Origin of the sequence: Bacillus sp. ISL-34 (assembly GCF_018613325.1) — a bacterium.
GTDB lineage: Bacteria > Bacillota > Bacilli > Bacillales > DSM-1321 > Peribacillus.
This window is the reverse complement of sequence record NZ_JAGGQJ010000037.1, coordinates 22,335-35,480: the sequence shown is the minus strand read 5'-3', so window position 1 is coordinate 35,480 and position 13,146 is coordinate 22,335. Positions and strand designations below refer to the sequence as shown.

At 40.9% G+C, this 13,146-nt stretch carries 12 protein-coding genes, 1 pseudogene and 1 other annotated feature; of the genes and pseudogenes, 7 read left to right on the top strand and 6 right to left on the bottom strand.

Annotated elements, in window-relative coordinates; genetic code table 11:
* The 5 genes and pseudogenes from J7E52_RS24435 to J7E52_RS27160 form a co-directional block, all read left to right on the top strand.
* On the top strand, positions 1–297 hold a 297-nt coding region (locus J7E52_RS24435; RefSeq protein WP_214750925.1), incomplete at its 5' end, for a DUF1641 domain-containing protein.
* A gap of 39 nt (positions 298–336) precedes the next feature.
* Positions 337–1,518 carry an NAD(P)/FAD-dependent oxidoreductase gene (locus tag J7E52_RS24430; RefSeq protein ID WP_214750924.1) on the top strand — a complete coding sequence of 394 codons (1,182 nt, stop codon included), beginning with the start codon at positions 337–339 and terminating at the stop codon, positions 1,516–1,518.
* A gap of 253 nt (positions 1,519–1,771) precedes the next feature.
* On the top strand, positions 1,772–2,077 hold the full coding sequence (locus J7E52_RS24425; protein WP_214750923.1) for a hypothetical protein: 306 nt from the start codon (positions 1,772–1,774) through the stop codon (positions 2,075–2,077).
* A 114-nt stretch (positions 2,078–2,191) separates the two neighbouring features.
* Positions 2,192–3,271, top strand: a pseudogene (locus J7E52_RS24420) (CotH kinase family protein); the annotation flags it as partial.
* Between the two features lie 51 nt (positions 3,272–3,322).
* Entirely contained in the window at positions 3,323–3,700 is a 378-nt protein-coding gene (locus J7E52_RS27160; RefSeq protein ID WP_286198062.1) for an SET domain-containing protein, read from the top strand.
* 52 nt (positions 3,701–3,752) lie between these two features.
* On the opposite strand, the gene argS is transcribed toward J7E52_RS27160, so the two are convergent.
* The 4 genes from argS to J7E52_RS24400 all read right to left on the bottom strand — a co-directional run bounded on the left by argS (position 3,753) and on the right by J7E52_RS24400 (position 8,206).
* Positions 3,753–5,432: an arginine--tRNA ligase gene (argS, locus tag J7E52_RS24415; protein WP_396020313.1), complete on the bottom strand. Its 1,680-nt coding sequence runs from the start codon at positions 5,430–5,432 to the stop codon at positions 3,753–3,755.
* A gap of 34 nt (positions 5,433–5,466) precedes the next feature.
* Positions 5,467–5,683 (bottom strand) — a binding site (T-box leader).
* Between the two features lie 66 nt (positions 5,684–5,749).
* The gene (locus J7E52_RS24410; RefSeq protein ID WP_214750920.1) at positions 5,750–6,295 is read right to left on the bottom strand and encodes a response regulator; all 546 of its coding nucleotides are present in this window, start codon (positions 6,293–6,295) and stop codon (positions 5,750–5,752) included.
* A gap of 93 nt (positions 6,296–6,388) precedes the next feature.
* Positions 6,389–7,420, bottom strand: coding sequence for a Delta(5) desaturase DesA (gene desA, locus J7E52_RS24405; RefSeq protein ID WP_214750919.1), 1,032 nt, complete (start codon positions 7,418–7,420; stop codon positions 6,389–6,391).
* Between the two features lie 276 nt (positions 7,421–7,696).
* Positions 7,697–8,206: a DinB family protein gene (locus J7E52_RS24400; protein WP_214750918.1), complete on the bottom strand. Its 510-nt coding sequence runs from the start codon at positions 8,204–8,206 to the stop codon at positions 7,697–7,699.
* Between the two features lie 312 nt (positions 8,207–8,518).
* Between J7E52_RS24400 and J7E52_RS24395 the strand changes: the two genes are divergently transcribed.
* Entirely contained in the window at positions 8,519–10,036 is a 1,518-nt protein-coding gene (locus tag J7E52_RS24395; protein WP_309476936.1) for a LysM peptidoglycan-binding domain-containing protein, read from the top strand.
* A gap of 31 nt (positions 10,037–10,067) precedes the next feature.
* Here the strand turns inward: J7E52_RS24395 and J7E52_RS24390 are convergent, their stop codons facing one another.
* Both J7E52_RS24390 and J7E52_RS24385 read right to left on the bottom strand, forming a co-directional pair.
* Positions 10,068–10,964, bottom strand: a complete 897-nt coding sequence (locus tag J7E52_RS24390; protein ID WP_214750917.1) for a DMT family transporter — start codon at positions 10,962–10,964, stop codon at positions 10,068–10,070.
* A 41-nt stretch (positions 10,965–11,005) separates the two neighbouring features.
* On the bottom strand, positions 11,006–12,139 hold the full coding sequence (locus tag J7E52_RS24385) for an NADH-dependent flavin oxidoreductase (RefSeq protein ID WP_214750916.1): 1,134 nt from the start codon (positions 12,137–12,139) through the stop codon (positions 11,006–11,008).
* A 136-nt stretch (positions 12,140–12,275) separates the two neighbouring features.
* On the opposite strand from J7E52_RS24385, the gene J7E52_RS24380 reads away from it, so the two are divergent.
* Entirely contained in the window at positions 12,276–13,142 is an 867-nt protein-coding gene (locus tag J7E52_RS24380; protein ID WP_214750915.1) for a LysR family transcriptional regulator, read from the top strand.
* The last annotated feature ends 4 nt before the right edge of the window (positions 13,143–13,146 follow it).

Sequence of the window (13,146 nt, the reverse complement as noted above, 5' to 3'; positions counted from 1 at the left end):
ACTGAGTTAGTGAATATTTTAACAAAGTCTTATGATTTCGCTCAATCGGTTGCGACTGATGATGTTTTGAAAAATGATACGGTCAGCGCCATTTCGGAGATCGCGACACCTGTAGTCCATTCGGTGAAAGGTCTTGCGGCTAATGCCATCGAAGCTAAGGATCGTGCAGAAGCGAATAATGATGTGATCGGTCTTTTTGGTCTGTTAAGAATGATGAAAGATCCGCAAGCTCAAAAGCTTTTCCGCTTCGCCCAAGCTTTTCTTGAGGTCTCTTCAGAACGTAATAACCAAAAATAATTTGATAAACTTTCAATCAGTAAGGACGGGGGATTAACTATGTCAAAACAAATCGTCATCTTAGGTGCAGGTTACGCAGGATTGCTATCTGCTCTATCCGTACGTGAATATTACAAAAGAGATGAAGTGCAGGTTACAGTGGTGAACCAATTTCCAACGCACCAAATCATCACCGAATTGCACCGTCTTGCAGGCGGATCCATTTCTGAGCAGGCCGTTTCCATTCCGTTGGAAAAGCTTTTCAAAGGTAAAGATATCGACCTTGTCATTTCCAAAGTGGAGTCTTTCTCAGTCGATAACAAAGAAGTGAAACTTGCCAATGGTTCCACTTTATCTTATGATGCCCTGGTTGTTGCTTTAGGAAGCCAAACTGGATTCTTCGGCATTCCGGGACTTGAGGAAAACAGCATGGTCTTGAAATCCGTTAATGATGCAAACAAGATTTACAAACATATCGAAGATCGCATCCGCGAATATGCACAAACGAATAATGAAGCGGACGCAACCATCGTAATCGGCGGCGGCGGCTTGACGGGTGTCGAGTTAATCGGTGAAATCGTCGATCATTTCCCTAAAATCGCCAAAAAGTTCGGAGTGGACTTCAAGGACTTGAAAATCAAGCTTGTAGAAGCTGGTCCAAAAATCCTTCCGGTCCTGCCAGATCACTTGATCGAACGTGCGATGACAAGCTTGGAAGCACGCGGCGTTGAGTTCTTGACAGGTCTGCCTGTAACGGGCGTTAAAGGCAATCAAATCGAATTGAAAGATGGACAAACGATAACGGCCAATACGCTTGTTTGGACAGGCGGAGTTGCGGCTCTTCCTATCGTAGGCGAATCAGGCCTTGAAGTGGACCGCGGCAAAGCAACCGTAAATGAGTATTTGCAATCCAAATCCCACAAAGACGTATTCGTTGTCGGGGACAGTGCACTTGCTTTCCCTCCAGAAGGCGGCCGTCCATACGCTCCTACTGCACAAAATGCTTGGCAAATGGGTGAGCTTGTTGGTTACAACCTATTTGCAGCCTTTGAAGGCAAGAAACTTGAAGCATTTTCACCTGTAAACTCAGGTACACTTGCGAGCCTTGGCCGTAAGGATGCGGTGGCAACCGTTGGGGCCAATAACACGTCCCTTAAAGGCCTTCCGGCTACATTGATGAAAGAAGCAAGTAATGTACGCTATCTATCACACATCAAAGCCCTATTCAGCCTGGCTTATTAATTCATTATAATCGTGACATGTTCACGGTATATGCTCTTATTCCCGTTTGGGAGTAAGGGCATTTTTCATTATAAGAAATGGCGGGCACCCTACTTGAAGGGGGCCCGCCATATATCACTTTACATTACTATGTTTGGAATAAGTCCATATTATTCATATTCTTCTCAAATCGATTCCGAGCAAAAACTCTCCGCCATTTTTATTAGCCCGTTTGTTGTTAACCTATGTTCAAGTATGTACGATACTGCATATCATGAAATTAACCTTATTAAAGGAGGGGTTTGTATGCCGAAAGGGAAAAAAGGAAAAGGCGGCTCATCTGGCAGCGGCAGCGGCAGTGGCAGCGGTAGCGGCAGCAGTAGCGGCAGCAGTAGCGGCAGCAGTAGCGGCAGCAGTAGCACATCTACTTGCAGCACGTCCACTGGACACAAGTCTACTGGACACAAGTCTACTGGACATAAATCCACTGGACACAAGTCTACTGGTAGCACTTCAACTTCCACTTCAAGTTCAAGTACATCCACTGGACGTGGAAAGAAAAAAAGAAGAAGATAAATAGTTAAATCTAAAAAGCTTCAACTTGATCAATCTCTGATTGATTAAGTTGAATTTTTTCATACATTACATGTTTGCGCTTGACCATAATACATCTTCAAGAAAGGAAGGTGAGTGTATGCCTTATCATATTCCATCTTATTTCTTAACGATAGAAGAAGAAGATCTAGAAGATTTACGTGCGGACGTATGGAGTAATGACCCCATTCCTGCCTATTTGAAAGTGGAAAATGACATTTATGATATCGATATTGCCTATCGGGGCTCTTATACCCGAAAGTTCAGGAAAAGATCCTATTGGATTGATTTCATCGAGCCAGAAAGCTTCTTTGGCGCCCACAAAATCCATCTCAATGCCGAATACAAAGATCCTTCCCTCATTCGCAATAAACTCTCACTCGATTACTTCCAAGATCTTGGAGTTCTTTCCCCCCATAGCCAGCATATTGACTTATACCGTAACGGCTCTTGTAAAGGGGTATATTTACAACTGGAGTCCGTTGATGAATTCTTTTTAGAAAAAAGAGGACTTCCTGCCGGCCCCATTTATTATGCAGTAAACAATCATGCCAACTTTTCATTGGAAAGGGATGGGAAATCAAAAGAATCCCTTGTATCAGGCTATAAACAAGCTTTTGGAAAACCTTCCGACGATGAATACCTTATTGAAATGATCAAAAAAATCAATACCACCCCTCTTGCCAAATTTCCTGAAGAAGTCTCGCAGCATCTTGATATCCATAAATACTTACGCTGGCTGGCTGGAGCTGTATGTACAATGAATAATGACGGTTTCACTCATAACTATGCATTATATCGCAATAGTGAAACAAAATTATTTGAAATCATTCCTTGGGATTATGATGCCACTTGGGGACGCAAAGTCAGTGGCGGGATCATGGAGCACACATACGTCCCTATTGGAGGAAAAAGGACAAATCACCTTAGTCATCTTCTCTTGCAGGTTCCGGAATACCGTAAGTTCTACAAAGACCTCTTGGTTGAACAATTGGAAACCACATTTACGGTAAATCATATGGAAAATAAAGTATTATCACTGCACCAGGCGATACGCCCGCACATCCTTCTTGATCCATATAAAAAGAATAAGGTGGATCTATTCGACAAGGAACCGGAATTCATATTCGAATTCATTCGCAATCGCAGTGATTACTTAAATAAGCATCTTGGTGACCTAGATGAAACCAAACTGAAAGCCAAACAGGAATGGAAAAAAGCAATTGAGGCCATGTCACCAATCTGCATTAAAAATACGGGGAAATATGGCAGAGGAATATATGCGGTAAGGGATATTAAAAAGGATGAACTCATCGAGGCATCACCTGTCATCATTTCACCGAAAAGCGAATGGAAATATTTAAAGAAAACTTCCCTCTTTCATCACTGTTTCTATTGGGGAGATGACGATGAAACGGCCATTGCCTTAGGAAATGGATCGCTATTCAATCATTCATACACTCCGAATGCGGCGTATGACAATAATTTAGAAGATTTAACGATAGACTTTTATGCGCATAAAGACATAAAGGCTGGCGAGGAAATCACGATCAATTACAACGGTGAAATTGATGATAAATCCCCATTATGGTTCGATGTCATCGAGTAAGGTTTGAAAGAATCCATTATGAAAGTTCAAAATGGATTCTTTCATTTTAACTTTACATTTTATTAGGCGCTGAAATTCCCAATAGACTTAGCGCATCCTTTAATACAATCGCTACGGAAAAAGCGAATGAAAGCTTCATTTGTTTCCATTCATCTTCAACTAGGATTTTCGTATGTGCATAATACTTATTGAATGCACGCGATAAATGCAAGCTGAATTTCGCGATTTGTGATGGGTCGGCTTGTTCAAATGATTTTTGGACAATGCTCGGGTATTGCTCCAGCAGCTGGATGACTGGCCACGCATATTCTCCTAATGCGTCAAAAGTGATGGCCTGCTCTTTAAATTCACCTTTTTCAAGCAATGAGGAAATTCGCGCAAATGTGTACTGTACATATGGTCCCGTTTCTCCCTCAAAATTCATCATTTGCTCTAATGAAAAATCAATATCATTCATGCGGTTATTTTTTAGATCATTAAAGATTACCGCTCCGACACCGACCTGTCTTGCAACCAGTTCTTTCTGTTCAAGCGCTTGATTTTTTTCTTCAATATTGCGCTTCGCAGTTTCGATCGCCTCTGCCAATACATCCGCAAGCAGCACGACTTTCCCTTTACGTGTCGACATTTTCTTACCGTCTTTTAACATCATGCCAAATGCTACGTGCTGTAAGTCTTTTGACCAATCATAGCCCATTTTTCCAATGACGTTAAAGAGTTGTTTAAAGTGCAGGGATTGTTCGTTTCCGACAACATAAAATGTTTTCTTCGCCTCATACTGTTTTTTACGATACATGGCGGCAGCTAAATCACGCGTAGCATAAAGTGTTGCACCATCCGTTTTCGTAATCAAACAAGGCGGCATATCTTCCAATTGCACGACATAGGCACCTTCGGATAGGGTAAGTAAGCCTTTTTCTTTAAGTTCCCCGACAACCGCATCCATTTTGTCATTGTAAAACGCTTCGCCTGCATAGGAATCAAAACGGATGCCCAATAAATCATAAATCGTCTCAAATTCTTTTAGAGACGCATCCCTGAACCATTTCCACAGTGCCAGTGCTTCCTCGTCCCCATCTTCAAGCGACTTGAAGCTTGCGCGTGCTTGCTCATTCAACGATTCATCACTTTCCGCTTTTTCATGGAACTTCACATAGATTTTCAATAATTCCTGAATCGGCGAAGCTTCGATTGCCTCTTTTTCGCCCCACAGCTTATACGCGACAATCAACTTGCCGAATTGAGTGCCCCAATCTCCTAAATGATTAATGCGTACGGAATTGTAGCCATTTTTTTCGGCGATGTTAGCCAGTGCATTCCCTATGACCGTTGAGCGTAAGTGCCCCATCGAAAAAGGCTTGGCAATATTCGGTGAGGAATAATCAATCACGACATTTTCCTGTACAGGCTGCATCGAACCATAATGATCCTTTTCCCTTAATATTGTTTGCAGCACGTTTTCCGTCACCATCTGTTGATTGACGAAGATATTCAGATAACCACCCACTACGTTCACTTCATGAATCAAGTTACTGTTTAATTGTTCGGCTATTCCAGACGCAATCACCTGAGGCGATTTTTTGAATTTTTTTGCTAGCGTAAAGCATGGAAAGGCAATATCACCTAACTCCATCAATTTTGGCTTTTCCATTAATTTTTCTATTTCACTTGCTTGCATTTCATTGTTCAAAGCAGTTGAAATCAATTCTGCAATTGGTTTATTCATCGTCATTTTCCCTCCTAAACAAAAAAGCCCCCGCCTCTAAATAAGAGACGAGAGCATGAATTCCCGTGGTACCACTCTAGTTGCCACAAATTGTGACCACTTTCCATTGTTAACGAGGTGACTCCCCGATGTTCCCTACTAAACGTTCAAGAAATTTCTCCAAAGTGCGCTTCATTCATCCGTCCTGCATTAGGCTCCCACCATCCCTAACTCGCTTGCCATTTCAAATGAACTACTCTCTTCATCACAGAATTTTCAATATTATAATTTAATCCATCGTACACAATTTAAAAAACCGTGTCAACAGGATTTAGAAACAAATCCTAACCAGCCGGTAACTTCATTTTATCCTTGATGGTGGAAAAATATTTCCTTACTGTCCCAATTGTGCCGCTTTGCTGATTAGACGGCTCAATTGCGGATTGACCATCGGCTAACAGCCCTAACACTCCCATTTCGCGGACATTATTGCTGGAAGACTCATCAATCAGTTCGGGCGAGTATATTCGCTTGCCCTCCATTATGCTGCGAATCGAGCAGGCTAACTCTTCACCAGGGCTATCCTTCAATAAATAACCACATACATTTGCTTTTAATGCGAGTTGAAAATGACCAGTCCTTCGAAATGTCGTTAGTATGACCACTTTGCATTCAAATGACTTTAATGCTTCCGCTGCCTCAAGTCCGCTCATTACAGGCATCTCCATATCCATGATACACACATCAGGCTGTAATTGGTGTACTAGGGCCATCGCTTCTTCTCCATTACCGGCTTGCCCGACAATTTCTATATCTTCTTCAAAATTGAGTAGAGAACTTATTGCCTCTAACAGCATTTGCTGATTCTCTGCAATGACAATTCGAATCATTTTAAGTTCTCCCCTTTATCGAGTTCGTTATATAAAGCAAAGACTCCCCCAAATCCAAGGATTATTAAGGGAGTCTTGAATGATACATGAACGTTACAGTTCAGATTTCACTTGAACGGGAACACTTTTTTTCGTTAAATATTTAATGTCTTTGAAGCTAATAAAATTCTTGGATTCCTCATCCCATAAACGGAAACGGAGTGAACGCAAGCTTGTCGCAAGAGTAATCGTTGGAACGTTCTCTAAAGGCTGCGTATTATTGTGCGCCATTTCCAATTTATAGTTAGGTACCCTTGGACTTAAATGGTGAACATGATGGTAACCGATATTACCAGTAAGGAACTGCATCAGTTTTGGAAGCTTATAAAAAGAACTTCCTTCCACTGCCGCCAAAACATATTCCCACTCTTCATTTTCTTCAAAATAAGAGTCCTCAAAGGTATGCTGGACGTAAAACAGCCAAATGCCGACTGAACCAGAAATCATGAAGATGGAACCTTGTACCAGAAGGAACGACTGCCAGCCTACTGCCAGGCAAAGCAATGCCGCTAAAGCGACGATTATTACATTCGTCAAATACGTATTCATTTTTTCCTTCTTTCTAGCACCTTTACGGTTAAATCTGTTTTTAAGAAGGAAAACATAAATTGGTCCCAAACCAAACATAACCAATGGATTGCGATAAAAACGATAGGCAAAACGAAGTTTAAGCGGTGCAGCCAAATACTCATCGACAGTAAGGGTCCAAATATCCCCTGTACCCCGCTTATCCAAATTACCGCTTGTCGCGTGATGCACAGAATGCTCATGCCCCCACTGATCATACGGGAATAAAGTCAAAACACCCATGATCGTACCGACTATTCTATTCGCACGGCGGTTTTTGAAAAATGAATGATGCGTACAATCATGGAAAATAATGAATATTCTTGTCAAGAAGCCAGCAGCAATTACAGCTGGAATTAAAGCTAACCAATAAGAAACGGAAAGACTTATATATGCTAGGTACCATAAAATAATGAACGGCCCCAAGGTATTGATGATCTGCCATATACTTTGCTTTGTCGTGGATTGTTCAAAAGGAGCAATTTGTTTTCTCAAGTTTTTCGTATTTTGCAAGCTCATTAATCAAATGCACTTCCTTTTATTTGTCGTTATTTCTTAGTATAAAGAAATCAACCTGAAATTATTAGTACCAGGTGTCATGACTAGAAGATGACAAATGTCATGTACAAGACATTTCCAGCTGCAAACGTAAAAAAGGCCAACCAGTAAAAACCGGTTGACCTATTCACATGTATAGGATTTCATTATCTTCAAAATGACAGGTACTTTAAGAACAGGACTGTCAATTTTTCAATGTCAGGCGTACAGTCCCAGCAGCAAGCAAATGAAATCCAGTTACTCTCCTTTTAAAAATAAATAAAGACCGTAATCCGTCGAAGTAGAGGCATAACCCATTTGGCGCAACATGGCTGTGATATTGCCACGGTGATATGTTCCATGATTCACGACATGCGGTACCAATTCGGCTAAACTTGTTTTCATTTGGCCGCCAGTTGGATTCTCAATTATAAGAGGCTTATCTAAATTTTCTTTTTGGCTAAGCAGCGATTTGTACCGACCGGACAACTCAAAAAACATTGCCTCCATTTCCTCTAATTCCTTTGACTCTGTTTGTGCTTTTAGTTGTTCAGCCAGCTCCAATGCATGGTTCATGCTTTTACCGGAAAAAACCTCCACCCACCCCAGATCGGAAAGATACACATGGGCCATTACACTCGATACCGATGAAAACACACTTTGAACTTCTTGATGGTAAACATCCTTTGGAAGCTCTTTTAAGCGGTTGAAAATCTGTTTATTTGCCCATACGTTAAAATCATAAAACTGTAATGCAAAATGTGACATATAAAATCTCCCCTTTTTCTTATATGGACTAGATTAACGAATTAATTGTCCTTCATTTGGAATATACCGTCCTTCAGCGAAATAATTCATTCACACGAATTAATTCGACCTACGCACGGATTAATTCGACCTACAACGAAATGATTCGGCCCACGCACGGATTAATCCGACCTACAAACGATACTATTCGCCCTAATCGTAATATCCCTAATTTCTTCTATATCGGGCCTTTCCACAATGTACCTCTATTTTATAGCGATTCTCCATAGTAAACTAGTAAAGTTAAATTTTACAAAGGGGAATAAAATAATTGTGAAAAAAATCATTGGATGTTTTATTATGTTGTGCCTTCTTTGTATATGTCTCTTTCCAACCAGTGGTGAATCATCAGGTAAAACCCAATACATAGGTTCTGTTAAAGCGGACAATACAAAAGTTTTCAGTTCTCCTAAATTAGGTTCCACTCTATTAAAGACCTTAAAGAAGGGCGAGGAGTTTCCCATCATTTCTTCTTCCGTTGGGGATTCCGCGGGCCCTATCATTCATAAAGTAAAGACTGGAAACACATTATGGAAAGTGGCAAATCAATATGGTGTTTCAGTAAGTGAGCTACAAAAAGAAAATAAATTAACTTCTTCCGAAATTATCGTTGGCCAGAACCTGAAGATTCCCCAGAAATATAAGATCTATAAGGTTGTATCAGGAGATACATTATGGAAGATTTCTTCTAAATATAAGGTAACCGCCAGTGATTTGACGAAATTAAATAACTTACATACGGTTACCCTTAAAGTTGGCCAAAAATTGAAGATTCCGGAGTATTACTACCAGGTTCAATCGCTTGGTGGTAAAAAGGGATGGATAAAGATATCCCAGCTTCAAAAAAAGGCGCAAAAACCTATCGTCATGGGCTGGACGCATAATGGATCGAAAGAAAACTACACCCAACAAATTAAACAACCTAATTTAAATGTAGTATCTCCCCGTTCCTATACGCTGAAGGATACCGGTAATTTCGTTTCCATTTCTGCGGATGCAAAATTCGTCCAAAACGCCCATAAACAAGGAAAACAAGTTTGGCAGCTTATCGGTAATCAATTTGACCCTGTTTTAACTGGTTCAATATTAGGCAGTACAAAAAAACGCCAGAAATTAGTTTCAGCTTTACGTGATTCACTTGTTAAAACTAAAAGTGATGGAATAAATGTGGATTTTGAAAACATCGATCCAAAAAACAAGAAGGACTTTGTACTTTTCATAGGCGAACTTAAAAAAGCACTAAAACCGCATGGAATTAAAGTATCCGTGGATGTCACCCGGGAAAATGAGGACCCTTTTTGGTCAAAAAGCCTGGATAGGAAAGCTCTTGGCAAAATAGCAGACTATATAATCATAATGGGTTATGACGAGCATTGGGGAGGAAGCCCAGTAGCCGGGTCCGTTTCCTCGTTGCCTTGGATCAAAGAAGGAACTAAGCTTTTAATGAAAGAAGTACCTGCCCATAAGATCATTTTGGCTGTTCCATTTTATACGAGAGAATGGGTAACCGATTTATCGACCAAAAAAGTGAAAAGCCACGACCGTACCATGGCTGAGGTCAACAAAATCATTTCATCTCATAAACTTAAAAAGGTATGGGATAAAAAGACTCAACAAAATTACGTGGAGTATACTTCCAAAGGGGAAAAGCATCAAATATGGGTAGAAGATAAAAAATCGATGAAGCTCCGAATTGACCTGGTAAAACAAAATCATCTAGGCGGTGTATCTGCTTGGTACATTGGATCAGAAACCCCTGACATTTGGGATGTATATCATTTTAATCAATAGGTAAATAGAAAAACCATAAAGGAAAAAGGCCTCACATTGTGTGCGGCCTTTTTTGCATGACATCATTTTCAGTCGGTCTTGTCGTCTTAAGTGAATAGAGCACCCCAATAAATATCAATGTAATGCCCAAGATTTGAATCCTGTCCGGTTGAAAGCCTGAAAGCAGAATATCCAAAAGGATGGCAACTGCCGGATCTACAAAAATCATGAAAGATACTACATTTGTAGGCAGATGGCGAATACTATTAAAAAATAGAAGATACACGACGCCTGTATGGATGATGCCAGTAAGTACCGTATAAAACCATTCGGAAGATTTTAGCGTTGTGTATACTGAAAAATCGACAAATGGAATCAGTAATAGAAATCCAATGAACATTTGCAGAAAAGTGGTCGCGTATACACTGGTCTTTGTAATGCTCTTTCCTAAAAGCATGGTTGCCGCATAGAAAAATGCAGCAATTATCCCATAAATGATCCCTTCCCATTCAGGAGTTGATGATCGAAATCCATCAGTTCCCATAATGAATAATGTGCCAATGAAGCAAAGTGAAATGGCCAGGATGGAGAATAAATTCATTTTCTCCCTAAAGATGAAGCTCCCTATGATGAGTACAATGATCGGAGCTAAATGATAGAGCGAAATGGCAATTGTCACGGATATCAGTTCGAAAGATTTAAAGAGGAATATCCAGTTTAACAAGTTGGCCACTGCGCAGAAAATGATGAGCATTACCTCTCTTGAATTCCATATTTCGTTCTTGAAATGTCCTGTAATCATCCATGCTGCACATAAGAATACGGCAGCACAAATGCAGCGAACAAAAACCAGTTCCAATGCAGGAAGTCCTGATAGCTCTGAAAAGAAACCGACAGAACCAAAGATTGTCATAGCTAGAGACAGTTGAAGAAGTGCTATTTTATTCATTTAATTCCCCTCATATAATTCCCATTTTTTACATTATGTTATCATTTCTCAGGCATGCCGTCACGAGTGATGATATTCTCCCACATTTGATCTGGAATCATTAATGTACACTTACTATCGCGCTGCAAGGCCGTCATGATCTCGTCTTCCCTGCCTTCCTTTATTTTCGTGGCCCAGTCCGGTTCCATCAGTAATTCTCTTCCTAATGCGAAAAGCGGTATATTTTTCTCAAGCACAGCATTTGCTTCCTCTGGAGTATGAATCGATCCAAGTGATATGAAACTGGTCCTGCCTGCAATGATATCGCGGATGATTTCGGTCCTTGATATTCCCCTTTTCAATCCGCTTCTAGGAATGGACCAGACATTTTTAACAGAAAGATGTAAATAGGAAAGCTCTTGACTTGCCAATTTATCCACCAATGCAGCTGTGTCATCCATTTTCAATCCGCCTTCTTCCGGTTCTTCGGGGGAGAAGCGATACCCAATAATGAATTCCTTGTCTGCGTATAGATCACGGATTCGCTTCACCTCCGCGATGACGGCAAGTGGAAAATGCATTCTATTGTCCAAACTCCCTCCCCAATGATCTCTCCGTCTGTTAGAGTGGGGTGAGAAAAACTGCTGAAGGAGATATCCATTCGCACCATGGATTTCCACACCGTCGAATCCTGAACGAATGGCATGGCGGGTGGCTCTTCCAAAGTCTTGAATAGTGGATAGAATCTCACTGTGGCTCATTGTCCTTGGAATGTATTCCCCGCCCATTTCTTTATAAACGCTTGCAATGATGCCACTCGGACTAACCATTTTTTCTCCGCCTGTATAGCTTGGAAGGCTCTCGCTTCCGCCATGATGAAGCTGGAGAATGACTTTTGCGCCTTTTGATTTGATTGTTTTTGAAAGCTGTGTGAGTCCAACGATGCTTTGTTCATCATATACTTTCATTTGCCGGGGAAAGCTTGTCGCTACAGGGGAAATGGCTGCAGCAGCAGTAATGAACATGGCAGGTCCATCTGCTCTTCTTTTATAGTAAGCTAATTCCTCGTCAGAAACCAAGCCATCCTCTTGACCGGAATAAGTGGTCATGGGCGCAACTACAATCCTGTTTTTAAGAACCGTTCCATTCGAAAGCGTGTACGGTGAAAAAATTTGCTCGTATTTCCGTTTCATCATTTTTCCATCACCCATTCGTATTTTATTTATATAATTTTATTGTATTCTCGACCATACCATAAGTAAAATGAATGTTTTTCATTACTTAGATTAGAGTTTCTCATGTATAATCAATCAGAAGAAAGGTGTGGGGCATTTGAATTTTTTTCAGCTGGAAGTCTTTTTACATGTTGTTGAACATGGAAGTTTTACGAAAGCGGGAGACCGGATCGGACTGACTCAATCAGGGGTGAGCCATAACATTACAGCGCTTGAAACGGAGCTTGGTGTGACTTTATTAAAGCGTGATCGAAAAGGTATAACACTCACGACTGCGGGAGATCAGGTAATTCCACATATGCGGGCCATCGCTGCCAACGTTGCACATATCGAACAAAAGATTGCTGCTGTAAATGGAATGGAAATCGGGAAAATAACGATCGGCAGTTTTCCAAGCTTCACTGCCAGATTCATACCGCAGCTATTCTCTGCCTTTAAAGAAAAATATCCTAATATCGAATTGCTGATTCATGAAGGAGGATATGATGAAATCTTAAAGTGGATAGAAGAAGGAACAGTGGACATCGGCTTTGCGGCCAAGCCAGTTAAGAACGCGGAATTCATCCATCTGCTAACTGATCCTTTATCAGCTGTCGTATACGAAAGTCATCCCCTTTCAGGGAGAACCGCAATTAACCTTGAGGACTTCGTTGATGAACCATTCATCATGCTGCGATCCGGCTGTGAAACACTCATAGAAGATAGATTCCTTGAAGCCAAGCTAAAACCAAATATTTCATACGACATTAAAGACAATCAAACGGTGCTATCAATGGTAGCAGGAAAATTAGGCATCACGATAATGCCCGACCTGGCTATACCGGAAAAACCGGAACGGATAACAAGCCTGCCCTTGAATCCGGAACTTTCCCGGGAGATTGGATTGGTCATGAAGTCGTCTAAACACCTTTCACCAGCAGCCAAGGAATTTTCAAGGGTCGTTCAAGACCATTTCTTCGGGTAATGAG